Source organism: Pedobacter vanadiisoli, assembly GCF_042684385.1.
GTDB classification, from domain to species: Bacteria; Bacteroidota; Bacteroidia; order Sphingobacteriales; family Sphingobacteriaceae; genus Pedobacter; species Pedobacter vanadiisoli.
Genome location: NZ_JBHULL010000041.1, coordinates 33,493 through 59,799, shown reverse-complemented (window position 1 = coordinate 59,799; position 26,307 = coordinate 33,493). Strand labels below are relative to the sequence as shown.

The window sequence follows — 26,307 nt, the reverse complement described above, 5'->3', positions numbered from 1 at the left end:
AAATTTTTTTAAGGTTTAAGATTAACAGGGGCAAAGCCTTATCTTTGCTTCATGACAAAGTTATCGGTTAACATCAATAAAATTGCTACGCTCCGCAATAGCCGCGGAGGGAATAATCCTGATTTAATTAAGGTTGCATTAGACTGTGAACGTTTCGGCGCGCAGGGAATTACGGTACACCCACGTCCTGATGAACGCCATATCCGTTATCAGGATGTATACGATTTAAAGGCAGTTATTGCTACCGAGTTCAATATTGAAGGAAATTGCAAAGAAGATAAATTTGTTGACCTGGTTTTGGCTAACCAACCTGCCCAGGTTACTTTAGTGCCCGATGCCGAAGGACAGATCACTTCTAACCACGGTTGGGATACCATAAAACATAAAGATTACCTGAAAGAAATGGTGGCTGTTTTTCAAAAGGAAGGCATCCGTGTTTCTATTTTTGTTGATCCGGTGGTAGAAATGGTTGAAGGAGCGGCTGAAACCGGGACAGACCGTATCGAATTATATACCGAGGCCTATGCGCATAATTATTTTGCTGACCGCGAGAAAGCAGTATTAAATTATATTGCAGCGGCACACCATGCCAATAAACTGGGTTTGGGTATTAATGCAGGGCATGATCTGGATCTACACAACCTGCATTATTTCGCTCAAAGTATTCCGGGCTTGCTGGAAGTTTCTATCGGTCACGCTTTAATAAGCGATGCACTTTATTTAGGTTTGGAAAGCACCATAAAACGCTATTTAGAGCAGCTTGCTTAATTAACCACAGAGCGTACAAAGGAATGTACAGAGAAGCAGAGCCTCTGTGTATTCTGCGAAAACTCTTATTTCTCTGTGGTTAAAAAATACATTATGCTTAAAGGAATACTCCTTGTTTTTTTCGGTGCCTGTAGTTTCGGCATCCTGTCTACTTTTGTTAAACTCGCTTATCATGAAGGTTATACGCTTGGCGATGTAACCGGTGCCCAGGCCTTTTTCGGCGCTGTAATTTTATGGGTGCTGTTTTTCTTTCAAAGCAGAACAGCAAAATACAAAGCTAAAGTAGTGCCTGCTGTAGTAACTCCATGGTGGAAAATGCTATTGGCGGGAACCTGCACCGGCCTGGTGAGTTTATTTTACTATCAATGCGTAAAGCTGGTGCCCAATTCAGTTGCGATTATTTTGTTGATGCAGTTTATCTGGATGAGTATATTAATGGAATACCTCATTTTTGGCAAGAAACCTACTGGATTGCAGCTATTTGCCGTTCTGTTGATTTTAGGGGGTACAGTTTTAGCGAGTGGAATGGCAGAAACCAGTATCGGAAGCATGGATTTAAAAGGGATTGGTTTCGGCTTGCTGGCTGCACTTTGTTATGCCGGCTTTTTATTGTTGAGCGGTAGGATCGGAAATGAATATGCTCCCTTAAAGAAAAGCGCCCTGATGATTAGCGGTGCCTGTATATTGATCTTCGTGGTCTTCCCACCCACTTTTTTGTTTAATGGGGCTTTAGGTGGAAGTTTATTGAAATGGGGATTGATTATCTCGATTTTTGGTACGGTTATTCCCCCCTTATTTTACGCTGAAGGAGTGCCAAGAATAGGCACGGCCATTAGTTCTGTTTTAAGTGCTGCAGAGTTACCCGTTGCTGTGATGATGGCCGGTTTTGTGCTACAAGAACACGTATCCTTTTTAAGGTGGGTAGGGGTTGTGGTGATATTATCGGCAATGATTTTGCCAAACCTAAAATACCTAAAACAAGGTAGAGGGTAGAAAGGTTGGGGGTAAGATTGAAATACACGATAAATAATCTTCCGACTTTCGGACCCCGGACATCCGACTTATTGAAAAAATAAATATCTTTAAAAAGCTTAAAGCATTTACACATGAAAAAACTTACCGTTTATATCTTATCCTTGATCATTATCGGCCTGGGCGGATGTAAAACCAAAACCACCATCAATCAGGATGAGGCTGCAGAAGTGATTACCAATTACTTAAAAGCCAATCCTGAGTACAAAACCACCAGGTTTAAATTTGGTGAGATGAAATTCAACAGTACAAATGATATGTTCGAACTGGGCAAATATAAATCTTTGGCCAGCAAGGGTTTGGTTACCCTAAGCCTAAAAGAAGCTAAAAAGAAATTTCTTTCAAAAGATAGCAGTTTTGTTTATCAGATTACCTTAACGGAAAAGGCCAGTCCCTTGGTATTGAAACAAGATGGCGACAGGGCAACGGTTAAAGTGGTAGAATATGTATTGTCTGATGAAAAACCGGTTGATTTTGCGCAGGTAAACTCAAGCACGGCCAAAGTAACCGTATCGCTTAAAATGAACACTACCGATTTCGAGCCTTTCGATAAAGAGGCCAATAAAAACAGCAACTTCATCACTAAAACTTATAAATTAAAGCTGAGTAAAGATGAAGGGTGGAAAGTGCAGAAATAGGGTGGAAGACTAAAGCTGAAAGACCAAAGGTTAAAGCATAATACCTCTTAACGCTACAGTCACTGCTTTATAGCGCTGCTAGTTTTTAAATCATGAGGATCGAAAATCCTTTTTGCTTGCAACAATCTAAATATGCTGTTATGCTTGAGAATCATGTGTTTCATATCTTGCAGGTGCTTCGTGTCTCAGCGTGACAAAAGCTGGTAAAAAGATTGCAGCGAATAGCGGGAGCGAATTTAAATTTTAGTGTTGCCACTGCTTTCCAAATAACCAAAGGATTTGCTCAAAAATTGAACAAACGTTTGTTCTGGTTATTGCTTATAAAATCTACCTGTTTTGTCGCTTTTAAGTGTAAATAAGACGCCTTTTTTACACTGATTGATAGTGAAATACAGCTTCGTTTTTGCTACCTTTGCACGCAAATTTATTATTCATACCGCATGAGCTTAAATATCCACTACAAGGAAGATTTTCAAAATCGCCATATTGCTCCTAATGAGGCTGATACAGCCGAAATGTTGCATACCGTTGGCGTAAATTCTATTGATGAGCTAATTGAACAAACCGTTCCGACGGCAATCAGGTTAAAACAGCCTTTGAATTTGCCTGCTGCTAAATCAGAAACTGAATATCTTGGTGCTTTAAAACAAACCTCTTTGTTGAATAAAGTTTTCAAAAGCTTTATCGGTCAAGGTTATTATGATACCATTACCCCTGGTGTAATTTTACGTAACGTATTCGAAAACCCAGGATGGTATACCCAATATACGCCATACCAGGCAGAAATTGCTCAGGGCCGTTTACAGGCTTTGTTAAATTTCCAAACCATGGTTATCGATTTAACCGGAATGGAAATTGCAAATGCATCTTTATTGGATGAAGGTACAGCTGCGGCTGAGGCCATGTTTATGCAGTACAGCACGCGAAAAAATCAGGCAGCTAAGAAATTCTTTGTTTCTGAATTGCTTTTCCCACAAACGATAGATATTTTAAAAACACGTGCCAATCCTTATGGCATCGAACTCGTTATCGGAAATCATTTGGATTTCGTGGCTACCGAAGATTTCTTTGGTGCCATTGTGCAGTATCCTGCTGGTAATGGTGAGGTTTTCGATTATAAAAACTTTGCTGCCGAATTACACAATTTAAATATTAAATTAACGGTTGCTGCCGATATTTTAAGCTTAACCTTATTAACGCCTCCGGGCGAGTGGGGTGCTGATATTGTGGTAGGTACTACACAACGTTTTGGTATCCCGATGGGATTTGGTGGTCCGCATGCTGCTTTTTTTGCCACCAAAGAAGAATATAAACGTTCAATCCCGGGCCGTATTATCGGTGTAACCATCGATAGCCATGGCGATTACGCTTTGCGTATGGCTTTACAAACGCGCGAGCAGCATATCCGCAGAGATAAAGCAACTTCAAATATCTGTACTGCACAGGCATTATTGGCGATTATGGCTGGTTTTTATGCCGCATATCACGGTCCGAAAGGCTTAAAAGCCATTGCTGAGCGTACACATGGTTTAGCCATCAGTTTGGCTACCACTTTGAAAAACTTAGGTTACGAGCAGTTAAATTCAGCTTATTTCGATACCATCCGTTTCGATTTAGGCGATTTAAAAGGTGGCATTCACGCTTACTGCCTGGATAACGAAATCAACTTAAATTACGTAGGTAATACAGTGACCATTTCGGTTGATGAAACCACTACTTTTGAAGACATTACGTTAATTGCCAAAATCTTTGCAAGAGCTAAAGGTTTTGCCGGCGATCAGGTAGAAGTAGTTGAACATGTAGAAACCGTTATTCCGGCTGCTCTACAACGTACTTCAGCTTATTTAACCCACCCGATTTTTAACTCACACCACTCAGAACACGAGATGTTGCGTTACATCAAATCATTGGAAGCAAAAGATTTATCGCTTTGCCACTCTATGATTGCTTTGGGTAGCTGCACCATGAAATTAAATGCAACGGCCGAGATGATCCCAGTTACCTGGTCTCACTTTGGTCGGATCCACCCGTTTGCTCCTGCCGATCAGGTGTTGGGTTATTATTCGGTTTTCAACGAACTGGATAAATGGTTAAGCGAAATTACCGGTTTTGCGGCCATGAGTTTACAGCCAAATGCTGGTGCTCAAGGCGAATATGCTGGTTTAATGGTTATCCGTGCTTATCACCACGATAGAGGCGATTTCCACCGTAACGTGGCTTTAATCCCTGCTTCGGCACACGGAACCAACCCCGCTTCTGCAGCCATGGCCGATATGAAAATTGTCGTGGTTAAATCTTTAGAAAACGGAAATATCGATGTTGAAGATTTAAAAGCTAAAGCAGAATTGTATAAAGACAATCTTTCGTGTTTAATGGTAACTTATCCATCTACACACGGGGTATTTGAAGAGAGCATTATAGAAATCTGTGAAACCATTCACGCTAACGGCGGACAGGTTTACATGGATGGCGCAAACATGAACGCACAGGTTGGCTTAACCAGCCCGGCTAATATTGGTGCCGACGTTTGTCACTTAAACTTGCACAAAACCTTCTGTATCCCTCACGGTGGCGGTGGTCCGGGTATGGGCCCGATCGGTGTGGCTAAACACCTGGTTCCTTATCTACCAGGCCATGCTGTGGTTGATATCGACAAAGGAAAATCTATTTCTGCGGTTTCATCTGCACCATGGGGTTCAGCTTCAATCCTGATCATTTCTCACGCATATATTGCCATGATGGGTGCTGAAGGTTTAACCAACGCCACTAAATATGCTATTTTGAACGCTAACTACATGAAAGCGCGTTTAGAGCAGCACTACCCGGTACTTTATTCAGGTGCTCAGGGTCGTTGTGCACACGAAATGATTTTAGATTGTCGCGCTTTCAAAGCTTTCGGTATTGAAGTAACCGATATTGCAAAACGCTTAATGGATTATGGTTTCCACGCACCAACGGTTTCTTTCCCGGTTGCGGGTACTTTAATGGTTGAGCCAACTGAATCAGAGCCTAAACATGAGTTAGACCGTTTTTGTGATGCATTAATTGCCATCAAAAATGAAATTACTTCGGTAGAGAATGGAACTTTCGACAAAGCGGATAATCCTTTAAAAAATGCACCACATACTGTTTCGGTAATCACCGCAAATGAGTGGGATCATGCTTATAGCCGTCAAACTGCTGCGTTCCCGCTCCCTTATGTGTTAGCGCACAAATTCTGGCCTTCGGTTGGTCGCGTTAACGATAGCCATGGCGATAGGTCGTTAATCTGCGCTTGTCCGCCGGTTGAGAGTTATTTGGAAGAGATAGTTCCTTAGTAAGGTAGAAGGCGGGAAGGTAGAGGGTTTAAGGTTTTTCCTTTCCATTGCCATAATTCCCTCAAAATGCCTAGGTTCGTGTCGCCACGAACATATTGATCTGCAAGTTTTATGGATTCAGTTCATAAAGCTTGCAGATTTTTTTTGCCCGTATGAGCGCCGGTTTTCATTGGAAAGTGCAGTCCTGCCATTTGCTTCAATCTTTTGTGATACTGTCATGCTGAGGCACGAAGCATCTGTTTCATAGGTTGCAGATGCTTCGTGCCTCAGCATGACATCATATTCAAGGTTGCTACAAAACAAAAGGGATTTTCGCTGCTGGTTTAGAGATGCAAGAACCGGGTCAACGGTATTTAACTAAGCTATTACTTTATTTATAATTTAGCAGCTTTTGATCCCATTTCATCTGCTTCTTTTTCTAAGCCTGCATCGTCATTAACAATTGTGTTAGATTTTAATTGTGCTGCTGCTTTAACCCGACCTTGTTTTTGTTCTACTACATGCCATGCCTCATGTGGTAAATGTTCTTCTTGGTCTTGAGCGATGTGAACATCCGTGCCTTGTGCATAAGTCGAAGCAGTCAATTGTGCCGGTTTATCAGCATTGAAATGAACACGAACATTATCCATCGAAATAGCTGAAAGGGCTTCAATTCCATTTTTTAAATTTTCCGGTAAATTTTTCTTTGCCATGGTATAAATTTATAAAATAAATAGTTGCTATCACCAATGAGAACAGGAGTAAACGTTATGAATTGAATTAACGATTATCTCATCCAGATAAAAAAGTAAACAAATTAAACTTTGTTACAATTCTTCAGTCAATAGAATGATTTTAAATAAATCGATTATTTTTGAAAAAACTTAACATAGGTCAACAACATGAGATTGTTAGTTCATCTATATTTGTACCAAATTTTAAAAAACTAGAAAATGAAATTAAAAATTAGCTCAATTTTTTTATTAGTGGCAGTAGTAGCATTGTCAGCTTTTAAAAACCCAACAAAACCGGTAACTTATACTGTAGATGCAGCAAAATCGACCATTACCTGGATCGGTAAAAAAGTAACAGGTTCTCACAATGGAACAGTTGCTTTACAATCAGGTAGCTTAGCCGTTAACGGTAAAAGCGTAACCGGCGGTACTTTTGTTATCGATATGACTTCAATTAAAGATGCTGATGGCAGTGCAAAATTAGAAGGTCACTTAAAAGCAGACGATTTCTTCGGTACAGCTAAATTCCCAACTTCAACTTTCGTAATTACTAAAGTTGCTGGTTCAGGTGCCAATGTAACTGTAACTGGTAATTTAACCATCAAAGGTATCACTAAACCATTAAGTTTCCCTGCAACTGTAACTGTAAATGCAGATGGTACAGCTTCAGCTTTAGCTGGTAAAATCGTTGTAGACAGAACTAAATATGACATTAAATACGGTTCGAAATCATTCTTCGATAGCATTGGCGACAAAGCAATTGATGATAACTTCGAGTTGTCTGTTAAATTGGTAGCTAAAAAATAATTTTTCCAGTCTCGGAAAATAGAAGCCCCGGCATTCGTCGGGGCTTTTTAGTTTAAACGCGAAGGCCGCAGCGTTTAACCCGAAGGAGCGCTAAGCGACCTTGCCCGCGGCTTCGTATTCACTTTAATCTGCTCGAGATGGCATATTATGGCACTATTTCTGGCCGAGTGCTTACTTGTACAAAACCTTTGTTTCTAAACCCGGTAGCAGCGGCAGCCTCCGATTTTTCATCGGAGCTAGAGCGAATAACGGGACTGCTGTTTCCGAAGCTGTACTGAATGTCCATTTTCAGATAAAAATTATAAAAATAATTAAGGTGTATTTTTGTTTAACTATTTCATTATCATTAATTTGAGGGAATTGAGGATGCGAAGTGCAGTATGGTACAAAGATCTCTCCGCTGCGGTCGAGATGACGAATTTTTAAGTTAGCTTATAAATAAAGATAAATTGATTTTTATGCTTCAATGCATACTAAAACCATTATGGAGTTGTTCAGCCTAAACCCTAAACCCTAAACCCTAAACCCTAAACCCTAAACCCTAAACCCTAAACCCTAAACCCTAAACCCTAAACCCTAAACCCTAAACCCTAAACCTATCTAATCTTAAATCCGCCTTCAACTTCGTCCACAAATCCGGTAGCTGCACTTTTGCCATGGTAGAATAAACATTCCCAGTTTGCTTCGGCTGCTCTTTTACCAAATTCTTTACGTAATTCCATCGCTTTTCGGCCGTCGAAATCATATTTGGCAATAAAATTTTTAACGAGTTCTTCAGGTTCAGGCAGTACATCACCACCAAAAAATATCGTTTGTTTACCTTCTGTTAAAAGAAAAACCTGGTGGTTGGGACAGTGTGCACCAGTAAATTCGTAAGCAATGGTTTCGTCCAATGCGCCATCGCCTTCAACAAATTTAAGCTGGGCATTGCGTTGTACGAAATCGAAAATATCAGGATGGTATGACGAGGAAGTGCTGCTAAAAGCGGTTTCCCATTCGCCACGGTTAATTACGTATTCCGCGTCAGGGAAACTTAGCTCTACTTTTCCATTTTCATGTTTGTGGATCATGCCGCCTGAATGGTCGTAATGTAAGTGCGACATTAAAACCTTGGTTACATCAGTAGGGTCGAAGCCCGCATTACGGATGTTTTTATGTAAAATCAGTTCGCCATGATCATCACTAAAGCCTAAACCGGTATCAAAAAGTACAAGGTCGTTTTTCACCTCAACCAAAAAAGGCTGAACATTGATGAATAATGAAGCGGGTCTGTCTTTAAAATGATGTATTGCGGGATCGAAAGGCACAAATTTCTTTGAGGCATCAACAGAATAGGTTCCTTCGTATAGGGTATGAACTTGCAAAATGTTATTTATTAATGTTTATACAAAGGTAACAATCTAAACTTGAGTATTTGTTTTGGTAAAAGCTTCAATACTTCCTTTTTTTGTAAAATATGATGCTTAAATTTCACACATGAATCTTCGAATCTTAATTCTGCTACTGATTATAAATTTTTCTACACAATTAAGAGCACAGCAAAAACCAAATGTAATTATTGTATTGGCCGATGATATGGGCTATGCCGATATTTCATGTTATGGAAGTCCGTTGATAAAAACACCGTTTTTAGATGGAATGGCAGCGAAAGGAATAAAAGCTACAAACTTTGTAACTACCTCGCCAACCTGTACCCCCTCAAGGGCATCGTTACTAACAGGTAGGTATTGCAGTAGGATGGATTTGCCAAGACCAATTGGTCCCGGCGAAAAAGAGGGGATTCCTGAAGATGAAATTACCATTGCACAAATGCTTAAACAATCGGGCTATGCAACAGCATTGATCGGTAAATGGCACCTGGGCGATCATGGCGTTTCATTACCCAATAAAAAAGGATTTGATGAATTTTACGGTCTTTTATACAGTCACGATTACAGGGCGCCCTATGTAAAAACCGATACCACGATCAAGATTTTCAGAAATACCAAAGCTGAGATTTATAAACCGCACGATAGTATTTTAACCACTTCTTACACCCGCGAGTCGATAAAATTCATTAAAAAAAGTGCAGCGGAAAAGAAACCGTTTTTCCTTTACCTGGCGCAGAATATGCCGCACCTGCCAGTGGCTTTTGCCGCACAAAAAAGCAGGAAAATACCGTCTGCAGGAGGTGAGCTAGGCGATGTAATTGAAGACATGGATGCTGGGCTGGCCGAAATCTGGAAACAGGTTGTGGCCTTCGGACAGGCAGATAATACCATTTTTATCTTCACCAGCGATAATGGTCCATGGATAAATGCTCCACAGCGCATGTATGATGATGGTTTTACCAAATTTTACCATGTAGGCTCGGCAGGGATTTTTAGAGGCTCAAAAGGAATCTCGTACGAGGGTGGTCATCGTGTTCCGTTTATCGTGTATTGGAAGGGGCACACGCTTAACAATACCCAGTTAACCAAGCCCATTTCTAATCTCGATGTTTTTCCTACACTGGCCGAGTGGACCAAAAGTAAATTGCCGCAGAAAGTGTATGATGGTGAGTCTGTTTCAGGGTTGCTAACCAATAAAACTTATAACAAAACACATCGACCTATTTATTACCACAATTATGTACTGGAAGGAGTAAAAGATGGCGATTGGAAGTTACGCATCACCAAAAAAGACAATCAGGAAGTACCCGAACTTTACAATTTATCATGGGACCCGGCCGAACGTGTTAATTTAATTGATGATGCAAAATATGCAAGCCAAAAAGCACATTTGATGAAACTTTACCAGGAATACCCCGGAAATTCGAAGTAAAACCTAACTTTTTGCTATTAAGGCATTTGTTCCTAAGGTGATTAAAGATTGCCATCATCATATCCAATTAAAATGTATATTTACTGTTCGGAGACAGAATAAATGGAAAAAAGATGGGTGCTGACGTCAGATTTTAATGATGATACGGTAGCAAAAATAGCAGAACAGCTCAACATAGACCGCTCTTTGGCACAAATACTTGTGCAGCGGAATATCTGTGATTTCAATCAGGCAAAAGATTTTTTCAGGCCAGAGCTTGACCATCTTCACGATCCTTTTTTAATGAAGGATATGGATGTTGCTATTGCCCGTATCGAAACTGCATTGGCCAGCCACGAAAAAATATTGATCTATGGCGATTATGATGTAGATGGTACAACTTCGGTTGCACTGGCCTTCAGTTTTTTTTCGCAGCTTACCGAAAATATCGAATATTACATTCCCGATCGCTACCTGGAAGGTTATGGCATTTCTACCGCAGGAATTGATTATGCGAATGAAAATGGCTTTTCGCTTATTATTGCTTTAGACTGCGGAATAAAATCCGTCGATAAAATTGATTATGCCAATACTTTAGGCATTGATTTCATTATCTGCGATCACCATTTACCTGGTGATACACTGCCACAGGCGGTTGCCGTTTTAGATCCTAAACGTGCCGATTGTGCCTATCCTTTTAAAGAACTCGCAGGCTGCGGTATCGGTTTTAAACTGGCGCAGGCCTATGCCCAGAAACACGGGCTTCAGAAAGAAAGCTATCTCCGTTACCTGGATTTAGTGATGGTAAGCATCGCTGCTGATATTGTACCGGTAATAGGCGAGAACCGCATTTTGGCTCACTATGGTTTAAAAAAATTAAACACCAATCCTTGTGAAGGCTTGCGGGCTTTAATGGAGGTTTCGGGAAAAACTGAAAATTACAGCATTACTGACGTGGTTTTCACCCTGGGGCCCAGAATTAATGCTGCCGGAAGGATCGATCATGCTAAACATGCCGTTGCCATGCTGCTGTGCCAGGTAGATGGTAACTCGTTGGAGCAAAGCGAACTCATCAACCTTAAAAATACCGAACGTAAAACCTACGATCAGGACATTACCCGCGAAGCGCTGGCACTGATCGGCGAAAGTGAAATCCTTATTAACAGGAAAACGACCGTGGTGTTTAACGAAAGCTGGCACAAGGGCGTGATCGGGATTGTGGCCTCGCGTTTAACGGAAAAATATTACCGTCCAACGGTCGTACTCACTAAATCTAACGGGCATGTGGCTGGTTCGTGCCGTTCGGTGGTAGGGTTTGATTTATATGAAGCGTTAAGCGGATGCGCCCATTTGTTGGATCAGTACGGTGGACATAAATTTGCTGCCGGTTTAACTATGCAGGAGCATAATATCGATGCTTTTGCCGATAAATTCGAAGAAATTGTGTCTGCCAGTATCACAGAAGAGCTTTTAACACCAATGATCAGGATCGATGCTGAAATCGAACTGTCGCAGATAAATGGTAAGTTTTACAGGATTTTATCCCAGATGGGACCATTCGGACCAGAAAATATGTCGCCAGTTTTTGTTACGCATAATGTGTACCTCTCACAACATGCCATGGCAGTTGGCCAAAATCATTTAAAAATTAATATAAAACAACAAAATTCGCCTATTTTTGAAGGCATTGCATTCGGACTGGCAGAATTTCAGAATCTTTTACAGCCGAGGGTACCGTTTTCGGTTTGTTATACGTTAGAAGAAAACGTATGGCGAGATAAGAAACGTTTGCAGTTAAACATTAAAGGAATAAAAGTTAAATAGTTATTTGAAGGTGTCATCCTGAGCCTGTCGAAGGACATTTCGACAAGCTCAATGTGACAGCCCAAGAATATAAATCGATATATGATATTAAAAGCCGAAAACCTGGTTAAAAAATATAAGCAGCGTACCGTTGTTAATAATGTTTCTTTCAACGTAAGCCAAGGGGAAATTGTTGGGCTTTTAGGTCCCAATGGGGCGGGTAAAACAACTTCTTTTTACATGATCGTAGGGCTGATCAAGCCAAATGAGGGCCGGATTTTCTTGGAAGAAGAAGACATTACCGAAGATCCGATGTACCGTAGGGCGCAAAAAGGAATCGGTTACTTAGCACAGGAAGCATCTGTTTTTAGAAAACTTACCGTAGAAGATAATATACTGGCCATTTTGGAAATGAGCAAATTGACCAAGGAAGAACAGCGTGATAAACTCGAAGAACTTATTAACGAGTTTAGTTTGCATAAAGTACGAAAAAACCGTGGTGACCTATTATCAGGTGGAGAACGCCGGCGTACCGAAATTGCCAGGGCTTTAGCTGCAAATCCTAATTTTATTTTACTGGATGAACCTTTTGCCGGGGTAGATCCGATTGCGGTAGAGGAAATCCAAAGTATTGTTGCCAAACTGAAACATAAAAATATAGGCATTTTAATTACCGACCACAACGTACAAGAAACATTGTCTATTACCGATAGGGCATACCTGCTTTTTGAAGGGAAAATTTTAGAACAGGGTGTTCCCGAAGTGCTTGCCGAAAACGAAATGGTGAGAAAAGTGTATTTGGGATCAAACTTCGTTTTGAAAAGAAAAAAATTTGATGTTTAACCATTCTTTCGCCTACAAAAGTATTTGATCAACAAACAAATTTTGATTTGATATGTTGCCTAAGCGCGACTTTAAAACTAAAGTTATAAAATTATTTACTGTGTATAAAAATATGTGCGAATCACCACGTGACCAATGGGTAAGTATGAAAATCCCGGGTAAAATGAGGCTTATTCACTTTAACATTTAAAGATGGCATTTGTAAATTCAATTTTTACCTGGTTAATGAAAAAGCGGATCCATCAGATCGAGCTTTTTATGAAATATCCGCATGATGTTCAGGAAGAGTGGTTTCATACATTAATTGATAGTGCTGAGAATACAGAATGGGGTAAACTTTACGATTATAAAAGCATTTTAACCCCACAGCAATATCAGGAGCGTGTTCCTGTTCAAAATTACGATACTTTAAAACCTTATATCGAGCGTATGCTCAATGGAGAACAGAATATTCTTTGGCCGTCTGATATCAAATGGTTTGCGAAATCATCTGGTACCACCAGCGATAGAAGTAAGTTTATCCCGGTTTCCCCGGAGTCTTTGGAAGAATGCCATTTTAAAGGTGGTAAAGATATGCTTTCCATTTATTGTAACAATCGTCCTGATAACCAGATGTTTACTGGTAAAGGTTTGGTTTTGGGTGGCAGCCATCAGGTTAACCAGTTAAACGAAGATTGTTTTTATGGCGATTTATCAGCTGTGCTGATCAAAAACCTCCCGATATGGGCTGAATATTACCGTACGCCCGACATGTCTATTGCTTTGATGGATAATTACGAAATCAAGATGGATAGGATGGCCGAAGCCACCATCAGCGAAAACGTAACCAGCATTTCTGGCGTGCCAACCTGGACCATCGTGCTGGCTAAAAAAGTGCTCGAACTTACCGGAAAGCAGAATTTACTGGAGGTTTGGCCAAACCTGGAGCTATATATTCATGGAGCGGTAAATTTTGCCCCTTACCGCGAGCAGTTTAAACAGCTTATCCCATCCGCTGAGATGTATTATCTCGAAACCTATAATGCTTCAGAAGGCTTTTTTGGTATCCAGGATCAGGATAATTCAGAAGAAATGTTGCTCATGCTCGATTATGGTATCTTCTACGAGTTTGTGCCGATGGAAAATATAGGAGATGAAAATCCTAAGGCATTATTGCTGGGTGAGGTAGAACTGCATAAAAATTACGCCATTGTGATTTCGACCAATGGGGGCTTATGGCGTTATATGATTGGCGATACTATTCAGTTTACATCACTTTCCCCATACCGCATAAAAATTACAGGGCGTACCAAACATTTTATCAATGCTTTTGGCGAAGAAGTGATCATTGATAATGCAGAACAGGCCCTAACCAAAGCCTGCCAGGAAACCGGTGCAGAAATAAAAGATTATACCGCAGGGCCAATCTACTTTAAAGATGAAAAAGCCGGTGGGCACGAATGGATCATTGAATTTGATAAACAGCCAAATGATTTTGAAAAGTTTGTTGATGTGATGGATCAGACCTTACGTGAGGTTAACTCGGATTACGACGCGAAACGTTTTAAAGATATGGCTTTGGCCCGCCCTAAGGTACATAATGCCCCTGCGCATACTTTTTACAATTGGTTAAAAGCGAAGGATAAATTGGGGGGGCAGCATAAGGTACCCCGTTTAGCTAATGAGCGTAAATATGTAGAAGATATTTTGGAGATGATAAAATCTTCTTAAATTTAATTAGGGCCTCAGTATGACAATCTTATAATTAGCTCTACTCAAAATGAAAAACATCCTATTTTTTCTTTTAATTCTGGGATCTTCAGTTTATCAATCCAAAGCTCAGGTTAAAGAGAATTATAAAGCACAGATTGCCTATAAGATTGTAGAAACTTCGCCGAGGTATAAGCAGCTTACCAAAGGCCTTTACGAAAGGATTGTTAAAAATGGTGGTACCTCTTACGGCATTATGCTCGAAAGTAGTCCAAATCCTAAAACGGATCTTTCTGAAACCTATTCAAAAAACTATCATTTTAACCTGCACGAAAGTTACGCCGATAGGATGCCCATTATTGCAAGGTTTGTATTTGATCCTCAAAAACAACAGCTTTACGAAGAAGATGTGGCCAACGATAAACTAATTGCAATCGCTTTTGATAAAAAATTATTACCACTTTTTAATAGAAAATAGATGAAAAGTATCAGCTATAAACGGATGGCCTGGCTATTGTTTTTTGCCTACTTTTTTATCCTTATGTTACGGATTACTTTACGCTACATCCCCATGAACAGTGAAGTGTCGTTTCTGCAGATTAAACAAACCGAAGTAACCGGAATCAAAGCTTACCTCCCTGTATTTTATGTGCATGTGTACAGCGCTATATTTGTGTTACTTGCAGGTTTTACACAGTTTAATACCAGAATTTTAGTTAAATATCCTAAAATACACAGATGGCTAGGCTATTTATATGTGAGCCTGGTATTATTGCTGGCCTCCCCCTCCGGTATTTTTATCGGTTGGTTTGCAAACGGAGGTTTAATAGCAAAAACCTCTTTTATAATTTTGGGTGTTTTATGGTTCTGGTTTACCTTAAAAGCAACCCTCTTAATCCTGAAAAGAAAAATAACTGCCCATAAACAGTTTATGTACCGCAGTTTTGCTTTGGCAGCTTCGGCAGTTACCTTAAGGTTGTGGAAAGTTATTTTAGTATATTTATTCCAGCCGGCGCCGATGGATGTGTACCAGATTATTGCCTGGCTGGGATGGATACCCAATTTACTGATTGCTGAATGGCTGATCAAAAAAAATGTTTGATCTGTAAAAACAAATAAAACCCTATGAAAAAAATCTTAGCGCTCGTTATGATCTCATTTTTAATGCTATCGTGTAGAGATAATAAAAAAGCAAATGAACAAAAAAAGGTTATTGAGGTAGCCCAACCGGAAATCCACAAAGAACTATACGGTTTTTGGGTGGGCGATTTTTACTCCCAGGATGAGCTGGAATACGATGGAGATATGACCGATGCGGTAAGAAAACTCAATATCAATATTAAAAAGATTACCCAAGATACCGTAATTGCTCAAAGTGTGGTTTCAGGCAACAGCCGCCCGTTATTGGGTAAATTATCGGAAGATGGAGGTAAAATCACTTTTGTGTTAGATGAGCCGGGCACAGAAAAATACGATGGCAAGTTCGAAATCACCTTAGTTGGCGATACCTTGATGGGCAAATGGAATGCCTTTAAAACCGAATTGAAATGGCCCGAAAGACAGTTTAAGCTGATTAAAAAAGCATTTGCTTACAATGCTAACCTGATGTTGCCCAGCGAAAGCAGTTACGTAGACTGGAGCGACCACAAGATGATAAAAAGAGTGGATACCGCAGAAGACGGAAAAATCGACACCCTCGAGGCCAATCCATTTTACAGGAGCGCATCCGATCAGATTTTTAAATTAAATGCTTCAACCACAGTACTTAAGGAAGAGGATGTAAAAAACCTAAGGAAACTCGATCTGCAGATCATCAAGAATACCATTTTTGCCAGGCATGGATATGCGTTTAAAAAACAGACTTTTAGAAATTTTTTCGATCCGGTAGAATGGTACGTTCCTGTTAAAAACAACGTTGATCATGATTTAACATCAATAGAAAATAAAAATATTAAGTTGTTGGACCGTTTTACTAAATACGCGGAAGACAATTACGATGCTTTTGGCCGTTAATTTGTAAAGGATTAATCATGAAATTGAATAAGGCGAAAATACTGGGCTTCTTTAAGAAATCGCAAAGCAAAGCCACCATCATCTTAAATGATAAAACCAAAGTCAGCGATACAATTAAAGATGCCCTTGGCAAGGCGGTAACCAATAAAGGTGATTTAGAAGGGATTTGGGCTAAGCTGGTATTGCTTTTCGCCGTATCTAAAGATTATGTAAACGGAGATTATACCGAAATCCCTAAAAGATCAATCATTGCCATTTTAGGCGGTTTAATTTATTTCTTGTCGCCTGTAGATGTGATTCCGGATTTTGTGCCGGTTTTAGGCTTTATTGATGATATTTATATCTTAAACCTGGTATACAGGCAAGTGGTTAAAGACCTCGAAAAATATAAGGCATGGAAAGATACCCAAATAAAATTTATTGGTAATACAGATGGCTCAACCGCAACATAGTTTTACCGATTGGTTGGAAAAGCATCTTCTAAGCTGTCCTTTCAAAGCAAATTTTGGGATAGATTGCCCGGGCTGTGGTTTACAGCGGTCGGTTTTAGCGCTGTTAAGAGGGGATTTTGTCGCTTCCTTTAAATTGTATCCTGCAACGATCCCGCTTATTTTTATGGTATTGTTTACCATTGTTCACCTGAAATTAGATTTTAAATTTGGGGCGCAATTAATAAAAATCATTTTTGCAGGTGTTGTACTAATTATTTTAATCAACTACATTTACAAAATATACACTCATCAATTGATCTAAATATGCCTATGTCAGAAGAACAGGAAAATCCCCAAGAAAATAAACCTATTGATCTTTCAAAGAATCAAAACCCTGAGCCGGCACCTTCTCAGCCGCTTGACCAGGGGCCTGTAACACCGCCGCCGTTTCAACAACCTCCACCATTTCAGCAGCCTCCGCCGTTTGGCCAGTTTGGAGCTGGCTTTGGGCAGCAAAGTCTGCCAAACTCGACCGTAGTGCTTGTACTGGGGATTCTTTCGATTGCATTTTGCTGCTGCTACGGTATTATAGGTTTGATCCCTGCAATTATTGCATTGGTTTTAAGTAAGAAAGACAGGGCTCTGTATGCGATCAATCCAGCAATTTATACTTTAAGCTCGTATAAAAACTTAAATGCGGGCAGAATATGTGCCATTATAGGTTTAATCTTTAATATTTTATCCCTGCTTTATTATATTGTTATCATTATAATGTTTGGTATGGGAATGTTAAGCGATCCAAATAAAATGCAGGAAATCTTAAAAGGTCTTCAATAAAGCATCATTTTAATTTTACCTTAAAAATATAAATCGGATGGTACATGCCATCCGATTTTCTTATTTTTGTATCGTTCAAAATTGTAAATAAAAAACTAAGATAATGTATCCAGAATATTTAGTAGAGCCAATGCGTAAGGAATTAACTAACGTAGGTTTTCAAGAATTAAAAAATGCAGCTGAAGTAGATCAGGCCATTAAAGGCGAAGGTACTGTGTTGGTAGTGGTGAACTCTGTTTGCGGTTGTGCAGCGGCTAATGCACGCCCGGCGGCAAGAGCAGCAGCAGCTCACGAAAAACACCCTGATAAATTGGTTACCGTTTTTGCAGGTATGGAAAAAGAAGCAGTAGATCAGGCCAGAAACTATATGATGCCTTTCCCGCCATCTTCTCCTGCAATGGCATTATTTAAAGATGGTAAATTGGTACACATGATTGAGCGCCACCAGATTGAAGGTCGTCCGGCACAAATGATCGCTGATAACCTGATCGGTGCTTTTGAGCAATATTGCTAATAAAAGATACCCGGATTGAGGGATTACACCAATAAGTAATTCTTAAATATAAAAAAGGCGAATGGAAGCATTCGCCTTTTTGCGTTTAATAATTTTCGTTATCCTGAGGAATATTTATTGTGTAAATTCAACATCATTGACAAAGAAGTTAACGTATTATCTAGAGATAGATCTCTCCGCAGGCGTTCCGCTGCGCTTCAGTCGATATGGCGACTTTTTTATTGAACTTTATCAGGGTAGTGCTTACTAAAAATCTTTATTCAGCAATTTCTCCAGTTCGCCAAAGGAAACATTCATCCTTACCCGGCCTTGTTTCGCGTAAGAAATTTCTCCTGTTTCTTCCGAAATAATTACCGCAACAGCATCAGTGGTTTCAGAAACACCGATCCCTGCACGGTGCCTTAAGCCAAATTGCGATGGCAACTGGTCGTTATCCGTTAAAGGCAGAATGCAACTGGCACTTTTAATTTTATTTTCAGAAATTACAACAGCGCCATCATGTAAAGGGCTGTTTTTCTGGAAGATACTTTCCAGTAAACGTTTTGATATTTTGGCATCAACAAGTTCACAGCTATTGGCAAAAAACTGTTCATCGTAAAATTTAACAAACACCATTAAAGCACCTGTACGTGTTTTCTTCATGCTTTTGCAGGCGTCGATAATGGGCTTTATCCTCGTTAAATTGTTCCTTTCAATCTCTTTTCTGCCAAATAAATAACCCCACCAGGCTTTATTCTTCTGTAAGAAGGCATTTTTGCCAATCAGTAAAAGAAACCGCCTGATCTCCGGATGGAAGATTACAATCAATGCAATGATCCCCACACTCATAAATTTTTCAATGATTGCAGTTAATAATTCCATGTGTAAAGCCTTTACTATCCAGTAAAAAACTGTAATAATAAACATCCCCACAAGCAGGTTAACAGCCAGTGTATTGCGGATCAGGGTATAAACGTAATAAATTAACAAGGCCACCAAAATGATGTCAACGATATCAGTTGGCGATACTTTAAGGAAGTCAAAATCAAAACCTTTCATTTAGTGGCAAGATAGCAAAACAGAATTCAGTTTACAAGATAGGTTGATTGTTTAAAAGTTGGTTAATTGTTTAAACCGGTTAACTGTTTAGATGCATAAGGATTAACTCTTTAGGATTGATTTGCGTAATGCATTTAACTTGTTTGTTAATTCATCGAGTTTTAACCTAAATGCAATGTATTCTTCTTCATTAATATAATCGAGATCGTAAGCCCCGATAATGTGATTAATGGTTTCTATTGCACTTGAATAAGACATTGATATAAAGTGTGCCTTGTCTTTAGAAGTAATTCTCGCTGAGCCCTCTGCCAGACAATCTCCAATGCTGCTGGATGACCTTTTAATCTGACTGGTTAAACCAAATGTTTCATCTTTCGGGAATTTTCTGGTCAAATTATAAATGTCTTTTCTAAACATCCTGGCTTTTTGCCAGGTTTCTAATTTTTCAAAGGAATATACGTGCATTATAATTAAAATTTAGACTTTTAGTTATTGAATTTAAGCGGAGAATAGAAGTTTTAAATGTGTATTAAAGTCTTTATTGTAAATAATCAATTAACCAGTTTAACATTTTAACAATGTTGCTCAGTTAACCGATTTAAACAATTAACCAGTTTAACCTTTAAACAATGTTGTTCAATTAACCGATTTAAACAATTAACCAGTTAACCTTTCTACCAACCTCACACACTCCACTGCTTCCTTTACATCATGTACCCTTAAAATGCCCGCTCCTTTTTGTAGCGCAATGGTGTTGAGTACCGAAGTTCCGTTCAGGGCCTCTGCCGCCGAAGTGCCAAGTGCTTTATAGATCATTCCTTTACGAGAAAAGCCCACTAAAATAGGAAGTTTGAATACCTTAAAAGCTTCCATCTGGTTCAGCAATTCGTAATTGTGTGCTATCGTTTTTCCAAAACCAAAACCAGGGTCGATAATAACGTCGTGAACATGCAATGTCTTGAGTATGGCAATTTTTTTGGCCAGGTAATCAATCACTTCTAAAAGAACATTATTGTAAACCGGGTTCTGTTGCATGTTCTGTGGTGTGCCCTGCATGTGCATCATCATATAAGGCACCTGCAGTTTGGCGACTGTTTCGAACATTTTTTCATCCATATCACCTGCAGCAATGTCGTTAATGATATGCGCACCGGCCAAAATGCCTTCTTCAGCCACTTTTGCCCTAAAGGTATCGATAGAAATAACCGCTTCCGGAAATGCCGAAGCTAAACTTGCTACAACCGGAACCAAACGGTCTATTTCTTCATCTGTAGAAATGTCTTGAGCACCCGGCCTTGATGAATATCCGCCGATATCGATAAATGTTGCCCCTTCATTTAAAAATTGGGCAGCTTTTGTTAAAGCTTCGTCTATCGTTTTTGTGCGGCTGTTGCTGTAAAAAGAATCGGGGGTAATGTTTAAAATCCCCATCACTTTTGGTGTGCTTAAATCAATAAGCCTGCCTTTTATATTTAAGCTTTGTTTGGGCTCAAAAAAGTTTTTTTCTGCCATAATAAACCCTTTCGGGGATTTGGGTTTCGCTTTAAAAATGTATCTTTAGCTTTTGTTTTTTCACGACAAAAATACACTAAAAACTAAATAATTATTGGCTTTGACACAAACAAATACCTCTACAGAATTTGATGAAGTGATTGCGGTTTGCAGATCATTATTTTTAAAAAAGACTAAAGATTATGGTACTGCATGGCGGATTTTAAGACCAAGTTCGATCACTGATCAGATTTTTATAAAAGCACAGCGTATCCGTACCCTTGAAGAAAAAAAAGTGAGTAAAGTGGGAGAGGGTGTGGTATCCGAATATATTGGTATTGTTAATTACTGTGCGATTGCCATGATGCAGCTCGAACTGACTGAAAGTGACCCCAACGAAATGCCTTATGCTGAAGTTGAAAAATTGTTTGAAGCAAAAGTAACCGAAACCAAAGATTTAATGTTTGCCAAAAATCATGATTATGGTGAAGCCTGGCGAGATATGCGCATCAGCTCATTGACTGATCTGATTCTGATGAAGATTTTTAGGGTTAAACAGATAGAAGATAACGAAGGACAGACCCTTGCTTCTGAAGGTGTAAAAGCGAATTACCAGGATATGCTTAACTATTCGGTTTTTGCGCTGATTAAGTTAGGCGTTAAATAAAATTATACCATCACCACTAGAAAACAATTATACCGATGCAAAATTTACTTTTAAGATTCTCCAGATTCTTTGTTGGTGCTTTATTCATATTTTCAGGTTTGATCAAAGCAAACGATCCGCTTGGTTTTGGTTATAAACTTCAGGAATATTTTGAAGTTTTTCACCTGAACTTTCTTAACGGAATGGCTACAGGTATTGCCATTTTGCTTTGTACTCTGGAAATTGTTTTAGGCGTGTTATTGTTGTTGGGTTTTTGGAGTAAAAAAGTGGCCTGGGGCTTATTGTTGCTCATTATCTTCTTCACACTGTTGACCTTTATTTCTGCCGCATTTAAAGTGGTGACCAGCTGCGGTTGTTTTGGTGATGCTATTCCACTTACCCCTTGGCAATCGTTCAGTAAAGACCTTATTCTGTTGGTATTGATTATTGTGATTTTCTTAAAAAAAGAGCTGATCAGTCCCCTGTTTAAAAAAGAAAGCACACAAAGAAATATTGCTATTGCTGTAACGGCTGTTTCACTAGGTTTTGGCCTTTACACCTATAATGTGCTGCCCATTATCGATTTTTTACCTTATAAAGTTGGTGCACACCTTCCATCGTTAATGGTGATTCCTCCTGGAGAAAAGCCTGATGAATTCGAAATCATGTATCACCTTCAGAACAAGAAAACCAAGGAAGAAAAAGACATGAGCGATAAAGATTACCTGAAAACGGAAATCTGGAAAGATAATAACTGGGAAATTATAGGCGAACCGACTAAAAAACTCATCAAAAAAGGATTTGAGCCTAAAATAAAAGACCTCAATATTACCGATGCTTCAGGTACCGATTATACTAAAGAACTGATTGAAAACCCATATTATAACCTGATTTTTGTAGCTTACGATCTTCACAGCACAAATGAGGCGGCCATTGGTAAATTAAATGCGCTGGCCCTAAATGCTACACAACAATTTAATATCCGTACGGTATTGCTTACTTCCAATTCGGCACAGGATGCTCAGGCTTTTATCAAAAAGAACAACCTGTTTTCTGAAGTTTTTTATGCAGATGCAGTGCCTTTAAAAAGTATGGTGAGGGCAAATCCAGGTGTATTATTGATGAAGAATGGGGTGGTGATTAATAAGTGGCATTTTCACAATGTTCCGACTTTTGACCAATTGAGCAGAAAATATTTCGATAAATAACATGATCGGATACGCACTTAAAAAACTGATGTATGGATTACTTGTAATGGGTGGGGTCATATTGGTTGTTTTTGTGCTGTTCAATATTTTGCCTGGTGATCCGGCACGGATGACGATGGGGCAACGGGCTGATGTACAATCGCTGGAGGCGGTGCGTAAAGAGTTTGGTTTAGATCGCTCCAAACCTGTTCAGTTTGTTTTATATATCAATGATTTATCGCCGGTTAGTATTTTGGATAACGATAGTGTCAGTCAGCAAAAATACCATTATGTAAAACTGATTGCTTTTGATCAGAAAGTGCTAGCGCTAAAATGGCCTTATTTGAGGAGTTCGTACCAAACCAAGCGCGATGTCACGGCAATTCTTTCAGAAACGGTGCCCAATACCTTTATTCTTGCTTTAACGGCTATGATTTTTGCCACCGTCATCGGTGTGTTTTTAGGTGTGTTATCAGCGGTTCATAAAGATTCATGGATTGATAAAACGGCCAATGCATTTGCCATTTTAGGGATATCTGCGCCTTCTTTTTTCGCGGGGATTATCATAGCCTGGCTATTTGGTTTTGTATTAAGCAACTACACGGGTTTAAAAATGAGTGGGAGCTTATACTCTTACGATCCGTTTAATGGCGAAATTCTGACCCTAAGAAATTTATGGTTACCGATGATTACCTTGGGGCTGAGACCCCTGGCCATTATTGTGCAGCTCACCAGGAGTGCCATGCTGGATGTGCTCGCACAGGATTACATCCGGACCGCGCGTGCCAAAGGATTAAGCAGAAATGCCATTATTTATAAACATGCTTTAAAAAATGCCATGAATCCCGTAATTACAGCCATTTCGGGATGGTTTGCCTCTTTATTGGCAGGTTCCTTTTTTGTAGAGTATATTTTTGGCTATAATGGCTTAGGGAGAACAACGGTAACCGCCTTAGAAATGTCCGATTTTCCGGTTGTAATGGGATCTATTCTTTTTATCGCTTTCGTATTTGTTGTCATCAATATCCTGGTTGATATTTTATATGCTTATGTTGATCCAAGGGTTAAATTAAGTTAGAATGAAAGAAGAAGAAATCATCAATTATACCGAGCTTGCCGATTCCCGTATCATTGAAATATTTAAATCAGCAACGATTAAATTGCCAGATGCGGAACGTTTGTTTAGTCACGTGCTTAATGCACAGCATATTTGGGCGCAAAGGATTTCCGGTAAAAAACCACTTTATGGTGTTTGGGATATCCATCCAAAAGAAAATTTTGAACTCCTTTCTGCAGAAAATTTTAAGCTGATCAGGGAGGTATTGAATATTCAACCTTTAGATAAACGGATTTTTTACGCGAATACGAGGGGAGATCAATATGAAAACCGCATAGATGAAATTTTATTTCATTTATTTAATCATTCTACTTATCATCGCGGACAGGTGGTAACTTTGTTAAAAAAGGCTGGTTTTACACCACCTGTAACCGATTATATTATGTTAAAACGCGACCATTTGTTATAGGTCGGCCATAAGAACTTCAAATGAAAATTTTCCTTATTGGATATATGGGCTGCGGCAAAAGTACCAAGGCAAAACAGCTGGCACATCGTTTAGATTGCCCGGTGATAGATCTTGATGCCGAAATTGTTTCAAAAACCGGCAAAAGCATTGCCGAATATTTTGCAGAATTCGGAGAAAGCGGTTTCAGGGATTATGAAAGCAAAATGCTTAAAACATACAATTACCCCGAAACCTGTGTGGTGGCTACCGGGGGTGGATTGCCTTGTTTCTTTGATAATATGGAATGGATGAATGCACATGGAGAAACGGTATACCTACAAATGGAACCTGCAGCTTTGGTTTCACGTTTACATAACCGTCAAAAGCGCCCGTTGATTAAAGATCTGGATGATGAGCAACTTTTGGTCTTCATTAAAGAAAAACTTCAGGAACGAGATCCTTTTTATACCCAGGCAAAAATCATTGTCGACGCATTTGATCTTGATGGGGAAAAGCTGGAGGAGGCTATTAAGAGAAGTCGTTAGTTTGCAGTCCTTAGTCTGGAATCTTCAGTCTGTAGTCGATTGGTGATCGTTAAGTTTGGAGTTAATTTACCAATTAAACAATCACCATTAAAAAGTTTGGGGAATTGAGTTTTAGCGATTGTTTTAAGTCTGTCAACCATGAACCAATGAACCAATGCCTACTGAACTATAGGCTATGAACCATTAAACTATTGACTAATGAACCAATGACCAATGAACTAATAAACTACCGGACTGATATCATCATCAATAATTTTAGCCGACAACAGTGCCAGGGGGATGCCACCACCCGGATGTACGCTGCCTCCGCAGAAGTACAGGTTTTTAACTTTTGAGCTGAAATTAGCATGCCTTAAAAAGGCAGAAAACTGACTGTTTGAACTGTTGCCATACAAAGAACCCTGATAGGATCCGGTTTTGCTTTCAATACTCCGGGGATCAAGCACCTGTTCGCAAATGATATCTTTTTCAATATTCCTGTTCAGCATCCGGCTGATTTTTTTGATCATATTTGCTCTTGCTTCCTTAATCAGCTGATCCCAGTTTTGACCACTGTTTGCAGGTACATTGATCATTACAAACCAGTTTTCGCTGTCTGCAGGTGCGTCATTTCTTAGGTGCTTGGAGGTAATATTGATATAGATGGTAGGATCGCTGCTAATAGTTTTATCCTTCCAGATGGCATTAAATTCCTTTTCATAATCTTCGGCAAAGAAAATATTGTGCAGGCCTAGGTTACTATAGCTGCCATCCATGCCCCAGTAAAAAATTAACGCGGAGCTGCTTCGTTCCTGGGTTAATAATTTTTTCGGTTCAGCTATGCCTGTAAGTAGATTTTTATAAGTGAACCAGATATCAAGGTTAGAGACCACCACATCTGCTTTATAGCTTCTATTGTTAACTTTTACCCCATTTATTTTAGGTTTGCTTTCATTATTATATAAAATTTCTTCTACTTTTTGGTTGTAATTAAACCTGATACCCAGTTCTTCGGCCAATTTCAACAAAGCTTCAACAATGCCATACATTCCGTTTTTTGGGATAAAAGCGCCAAAATGATATTCAAAATGTGGAATTACGTTCAAGGTAGCTGGTGCCTGATATGGATCTGAGCCATTATAAGTGGCATAACGGTTAAAAAGTTGCGTTATCCGCCTGTCTTTAAAAAAGGATTGGTTTGCACTGGCCTGGGTTCTAAAGGCATCTATCTGGCCAAAACGGAATATCGATTTTAAGGTATCCCAATGTAGATAACTTCTAAGTTTATGCAAACTCCTTTCTAAAAAAACGTGGTGTGTAACCTCATAAATTGTTTTGCTTTTTTTTAAATAACGATAGACTTCCGCTGCGGTCGAATGTGTTTTTTCTTCTATTTCTTTTGCAAATTGATCAAGATCAGAGGTGGTATTTAACCTTAGGCCATCTTCGTAAAAGTAACGGCAAATTTCTTTTAGTTTCGTGTATTTAAAATAATCTTCGGGATTTTTACCCGCCAGTTTAAAAAGTTCATCCACATACTGGGGCATGGTAAAAAGACTGGGCCCGGCATCGAACCTGAAACCATTCATTTTTATTTCCCCTAGTTTGCCCCCTGCTTTAGAGCCAGCTTCAAAAACATCAACATCATAACCCTTTATAGATAGGCGAATGGCAGATGCAATTCCGGCAATTCCGGCACCAATAACAATGGCTTTTGGTTTAGTCATTCA

Annotated in this window: 27 protein-coding genes; 21 read left to right on the top strand and 6 right to left on the bottom strand. The window is 39.4% G+C overall.

What is annotated here, in order from left to right; all coding sequences use genetic code 11:
* Positions 1–51 precede the first annotated feature (51 nt).
* The 4 genes from ACFSR6_RS19660 (at position 52) to gcvP (ending at position 5,755) form a co-directional block, all read left to right on the top strand.
* Positions 52–768: a pyridoxine 5'-phosphate synthase gene (locus ACFSR6_RS19660; RefSeq protein WP_379082070.1), complete on the top strand. Its 717-nt coding sequence runs from the start codon at positions 52–54 to the stop codon at positions 766–768.
* A 93-nt stretch (positions 769–861) separates the two neighbouring features.
* Complete coding sequence (locus ACFSR6_RS19655) at positions 862–1,761, top strand: EamA family transporter (RefSeq protein WP_379082068.1); 900 nt, start codon at positions 862–864, stop codon at positions 1,759–1,761.
* A 113-nt stretch (positions 1,762–1,874) separates the two neighbouring features.
* Entirely contained in the window at positions 1,875–2,438 is a 564-nt protein-coding gene (locus ACFSR6_RS19650; protein WP_379082066.1) for a hypothetical protein, read from the top strand.
* 440 nt (positions 2,439–2,878) lie between these two features.
* A complete protein-coding gene (gene gcvP, locus ACFSR6_RS19645) occupies positions 2,879–5,755 on the top strand; it encodes an aminomethyl-transferring glycine dehydrogenase (RefSeq protein WP_379082064.1) in 2,877 nt (958 codons plus the stop codon).
* Positions 5,756–6,129: 374 nt separating this feature from the next.
* Here gcvP and ACFSR6_RS19640 read toward each other — a convergent pair whose 3' ends face one another.
* On the bottom strand, positions 6,130–6,447 hold the full coding sequence (locus tag ACFSR6_RS19640; RefSeq protein WP_379082061.1) for an eCIS core domain-containing protein: 318 nt from the start codon (positions 6,445–6,447) through the stop codon (positions 6,130–6,132).
* A 240-nt stretch (positions 6,448–6,687) separates the two neighbouring features.
* On the opposite strand from ACFSR6_RS19640, the gene ACFSR6_RS19635 reads away from it, so the two are divergent.
* The gene (locus ACFSR6_RS19635) at positions 6,688–7,275 is read left to right on the top strand and encodes a YceI family protein (protein WP_183764989.1); all 588 of its coding nucleotides are present in this window, start codon (positions 6,688–6,690) and stop codon (positions 7,273–7,275) included.
* 596 nt (positions 7,276–7,871) lie between these two features.
* Here ACFSR6_RS19635 and ACFSR6_RS19630 read toward each other — a convergent pair.
* The gene (locus tag ACFSR6_RS19630) at positions 7,872–8,639 is read right to left on the bottom strand and encodes an MBL fold metallo-hydrolase (RefSeq protein ID WP_379082058.1); all 768 of its coding nucleotides are present in this window, start codon (positions 8,637–8,639) and stop codon (positions 7,872–7,874) included.
* A gap of 112 nt (positions 8,640–8,751) precedes the next feature.
* Here ACFSR6_RS19630 and ACFSR6_RS19625 point away from each other — a divergent pair, with 112 nt between their 5' ends.
* The 11 genes from ACFSR6_RS19625 to ACFSR6_RS19575 all read left to right on the top strand — a co-directional run bounded on the left by ACFSR6_RS19625 (position 8,752) and on the right by ACFSR6_RS19575 (position 18,186).
* Complete coding sequence (locus tag ACFSR6_RS19625) at positions 8,752–10,077, top strand: sulfatase-like hydrolase/transferase (RefSeq protein ID WP_379082056.1); 1,326 nt, start codon at positions 8,752–8,754, stop codon at positions 10,075–10,077.
* Between the two features lie 102 nt (positions 10,078–10,179).
* Positions 10,180–11,880: a single-stranded-DNA-specific exonuclease RecJ gene (gene recJ, locus ACFSR6_RS19620; protein WP_379082054.1), complete on the top strand. Its 1,701-nt coding sequence runs from the start codon at positions 10,180–10,182 to the stop codon at positions 11,878–11,880.
* Between the two features lie 81 nt (positions 11,881–11,961).
* Positions 11,962–12,702 carry an LPS export ABC transporter ATP-binding protein gene (gene lptB / locus ACFSR6_RS19615; protein WP_090502159.1) on the top strand — a complete coding sequence of 247 codons (741 nt, stop codon included), beginning with the start codon at positions 11,962–11,964 and terminating at the stop codon, positions 12,700–12,702.
* A gap of 192 nt (positions 12,703–12,894) precedes the next feature.
* Positions 12,895–14,412: a GH3 auxin-responsive promoter family protein gene (locus ACFSR6_RS19610; RefSeq protein WP_379082052.1), complete on the top strand. Its 1,518-nt coding sequence runs from the start codon at positions 12,895–12,897 to the stop codon at positions 14,410–14,412.
* A gap of 49 nt (positions 14,413–14,461) precedes the next feature.
* Complete coding sequence (locus ACFSR6_RS19605; protein ID WP_379082049.1) at positions 14,462–14,869, top strand: hypothetical protein; 408 nt, start codon at positions 14,462–14,464, stop codon at positions 14,867–14,869.
* The gene (locus ACFSR6_RS19600) at positions 14,870–15,493 is read left to right on the top strand and encodes a DUF2306 domain-containing protein (protein WP_379082047.1); all 624 of its coding nucleotides are present in this window, start codon (positions 14,870–14,872) and stop codon (positions 15,491–15,493) included. It begins immediately after the preceding gene.
* Between the two features lie 23 nt (positions 15,494–15,516).
* Positions 15,517–16,404: a YARHG domain-containing protein gene (locus tag ACFSR6_RS19595; RefSeq protein WP_379082045.1), complete on the top strand. Its 888-nt coding sequence runs from the start codon at positions 15,517–15,519 to the stop codon at positions 16,402–16,404.
* A 17-nt stretch (positions 16,405–16,421) separates the two neighbouring features.
* Positions 16,422–16,856, top strand: a complete 435-nt coding sequence (locus ACFSR6_RS19590; protein ID WP_379082043.1) for a YkvA family protein — start codon at positions 16,422–16,424, stop codon at positions 16,854–16,856.
* Positions 16,837–17,157, top strand: a complete 321-nt coding sequence (locus ACFSR6_RS19585) for a DUF2752 domain-containing protein (RefSeq protein ID WP_379082041.1) — start codon at positions 16,837–16,839, stop codon at positions 17,155–17,157. The genes ACFSR6_RS19590 and ACFSR6_RS19585 overlap by 20 nt, the downstream gene beginning before the upstream one ends.
* Before the next feature lie 8 nt (positions 17,158–17,165).
* Positions 17,166–17,672 carry a CCC motif membrane protein gene (locus tag ACFSR6_RS19580; protein WP_379082039.1) on the top strand — a complete coding sequence of 169 codons (507 nt, stop codon included), beginning with the start codon at positions 17,166–17,168 and terminating at the stop codon, positions 17,670–17,672.
* A 103-nt stretch (positions 17,673–17,775) separates the two neighbouring features.
* Positions 17,776–18,186 carry a BrxA/BrxB family bacilliredoxin gene (locus ACFSR6_RS19575; RefSeq protein ID WP_183764962.1) on the top strand — a complete coding sequence of 137 codons (411 nt, stop codon included), beginning with the start codon at positions 17,776–17,778 and terminating at the stop codon, positions 18,184–18,186.
* Positions 18,187–18,432: 246 nt separating this feature from the next.
* On the opposite strand, the gene cdaA is transcribed toward ACFSR6_RS19575, so the two are convergent.
* The 3 genes from cdaA to folP form a co-directional block, all read right to left on the bottom strand.
* On the bottom strand, positions 18,433–19,224 hold the full coding sequence (gene cdaA / locus ACFSR6_RS19570) for a diadenylate cyclase CdaA (RefSeq protein WP_230145952.1): 792 nt from the start codon (positions 19,222–19,224) through the stop codon (positions 18,433–18,435).
* A 102-nt stretch (positions 19,225–19,326) separates the two neighbouring features.
* Positions 19,327–19,689, bottom strand: coding sequence for a four helix bundle protein (locus ACFSR6_RS19565; RefSeq protein ID WP_379082037.1), 363 nt, complete (start codon positions 19,687–19,689; stop codon positions 19,327–19,329).
* Between the two features lie 192 nt (positions 19,690–19,881).
* The gene (gene folP, locus ACFSR6_RS19560; protein ID WP_379082034.1) at positions 19,882–20,736 is read right to left on the bottom strand and encodes a dihydropteroate synthase; all 855 of its coding nucleotides are present in this window, start codon (positions 20,734–20,736) and stop codon (positions 19,882–19,884) included.
* Positions 20,737–20,836: 100 nt separating this feature from the next.
* Between folP and ACFSR6_RS19555 the strand changes: the two genes are divergently transcribed.
* From ACFSR6_RS19555 to ACFSR6_RS19535, 5 genes are read left to right on the top strand one after another with little or no spacing between them, the layout of a single operon-like run.
* A complete protein-coding gene (locus ACFSR6_RS19555) occupies positions 20,837–21,382 on the top strand; it encodes a DUF1599 domain-containing protein (RefSeq protein ID WP_379082031.1) in 546 nt (181 codons plus the stop codon).
* Between the two features lie 35 nt (positions 21,383–21,417).
* Positions 21,418–22,569: a BT_3928 family protein gene (locus tag ACFSR6_RS19550; protein ID WP_379082028.1), complete on the top strand. Its 1,152-nt coding sequence runs from the start codon at positions 21,418–21,420 to the stop codon at positions 22,567–22,569.
* Position 22,570: 1 nt separating this feature from the next.
* On the top strand, positions 22,571–23,626 hold the full coding sequence (locus tag ACFSR6_RS19545; RefSeq protein WP_379082026.1) for an ABC transporter permease: 1,056 nt from the start codon (positions 22,571–22,573) through the stop codon (positions 23,624–23,626).
* 1 nt (position 23,627) lies between these two features.
* Complete coding sequence (locus tag ACFSR6_RS19540; protein WP_379082025.1) at positions 23,628–24,074, top strand: DinB family protein; 447 nt, start codon at positions 23,628–23,630, stop codon at positions 24,072–24,074.
* A gap of 20 nt (positions 24,075–24,094) precedes the next feature.
* On the top strand, positions 24,095–24,598 hold the full coding sequence (locus ACFSR6_RS19535; protein ID WP_379082022.1) for a shikimate kinase: 504 nt from the start codon (positions 24,095–24,097) through the stop codon (positions 24,596–24,598).
* A 218-nt stretch (positions 24,599–24,816) separates the two neighbouring features.
* Here the strand turns inward: ACFSR6_RS19535 and crtD are convergent, their stop codons facing one another.
* The gene (gene crtD / locus ACFSR6_RS19530) at positions 24,817–26,304 is read right to left on the bottom strand and encodes a 1-hydroxycarotenoid 3,4-desaturase CrtD (protein ID WP_379082020.1); all 1,488 of its coding nucleotides are present in this window, start codon (positions 26,302–26,304) and stop codon (positions 24,817–24,819) included.
* Positions 26,305–26,307 lie beyond the last annotated feature (3 nt).

Bases quoted from the DNA above. Each gene is read 5' to 3' on its own strand.
- ACFSR6_RS19660 (WP_379082070.1), top strand. From the start codon at position 52: ATGACAAAGTTATCGGTTAACATCAATAAAATTGCTACGCTCCGCAAT.
- ACFSR6_RS19655 (WP_379082068.1), top strand. From the start codon at position 862: ATGCTTAAAGGAATACTCCTTGTTTTTTTCGGTGCCTGTAGTTTCGGC.
- ACFSR6_RS19650 (WP_379082066.1), top strand. From the start codon at position 1,875: ATGAAAAAACTTACCGTTTATATCTTATCCTTGATCATTATCGGCCTG.
- gcvP (WP_379082064.1), top strand. From the start codon at position 2,879: ATGAGCTTAAATATCCACTACAAGGAAGATTTTCAAAATCGCCATATT.
- ACFSR6_RS19640 (WP_379082061.1), bottom strand. From the start codon at position 6,447: ATGGCAAAGAAAAATTTACCGGAAAATTTAAAAAATGGAATTGAAGCC.
- ACFSR6_RS19635 (WP_183764989.1), top strand. From the start codon at position 6,688: ATGAAATTAAAAATTAGCTCAATTTTTTTATTAGTGGCAGTAGTAGCA.
- ACFSR6_RS19625 (WP_379082056.1), top strand. From the start codon at position 8,752: ATGAATCTTCGAATCTTAATTCTGCTACTGATTATAAATTTTTCTACA.
- recJ (WP_379082054.1), top strand. From the start codon at position 10,180: ATGGAAAAAAGATGGGTGCTGACGTCAGATTTTAATGATGATACGGTA.
- lptB (WP_090502159.1), top strand. From the start codon at position 11,962: ATGATATTAAAAGCCGAAAACCTGGTTAAAAAATATAAGCAGCGTACC.
- ACFSR6_RS19610 (WP_379082052.1), top strand. From the start codon at position 12,895: ATGGCATTTGTAAATTCAATTTTTACCTGGTTAATGAAAAAGCGGATC.
- ACFSR6_RS19605 (WP_379082049.1), top strand. From the start codon at position 14,462: ATGAAAAACATCCTATTTTTTCTTTTAATTCTGGGATCTTCAGTTTAT.
- ACFSR6_RS19600 (WP_379082047.1), top strand. From the start codon at position 14,870: ATGAAAAGTATCAGCTATAAACGGATGGCCTGGCTATTGTTTTTTGCC.
- ACFSR6_RS19595 (WP_379082045.1), top strand. From the start codon at position 15,517: ATGAAAAAAATCTTAGCGCTCGTTATGATCTCATTTTTAATGCTATCG.
- ACFSR6_RS19590 (WP_379082043.1), top strand. From the start codon at position 16,422: ATGAAATTGAATAAGGCGAAAATACTGGGCTTCTTTAAGAAATCGCAA.
- ACFSR6_RS19585 (WP_379082041.1), top strand. From the start codon at position 16,837: ATGGCTCAACCGCAACATAGTTTTACCGATTGGTTGGAAAAGCATCTT.
- ACFSR6_RS19580 (WP_379082039.1), top strand. From the start codon at position 17,166: ATGTCAGAAGAACAGGAAAATCCCCAAGAAAATAAACCTATTGATCTT.
- ACFSR6_RS19575 (WP_183764962.1), top strand. From the start codon at position 17,776: ATGTATCCAGAATATTTAGTAGAGCCAATGCGTAAGGAATTAACTAAC.
- cdaA (WP_230145952.1), bottom strand. From the start codon at position 19,224: ATGAAAGGTTTTGATTTTGACTTCCTTAAAGTATCGCCAACTGATATC.
- ACFSR6_RS19565 (WP_379082037.1), bottom strand. From the start codon at position 19,689: ATGCACGTATATTCCTTTGAAAAATTAGAAACCTGGCAAAAAGCCAGG.
- folP (WP_379082034.1), bottom strand. From the start codon at position 20,736: ATGGCAGAAAAAAACTTTTTTGAGCCCAAACAAAGCTTAAATATAAAA.
- ACFSR6_RS19550 (WP_379082028.1), top strand. From the start codon at position 21,418: ATGCAAAATTTACTTTTAAGATTCTCCAGATTCTTTGTTGGTGCTTTA.
- ACFSR6_RS19545 (WP_379082026.1), top strand. From the start codon at position 22,571: ATGATCGGATACGCACTTAAAAAACTGATGTATGGATTACTTGTAATG.
- ACFSR6_RS19540 (WP_379082025.1), top strand. From the start codon at position 23,628: ATGAAAGAAGAAGAAATCATCAATTATACCGAGCTTGCCGATTCCCGT.
- ACFSR6_RS19535 (WP_379082022.1), top strand. From the start codon at position 24,095: ATGAAAATTTTCCTTATTGGATATATGGGCTGCGGCAAAAGTACCAAG.
- crtD (WP_379082020.1), bottom strand. From the start codon at position 26,304: ATGACTAAACCAAAAGCCATTGTTATTGGTGCCGGAATTGCCGGAATT.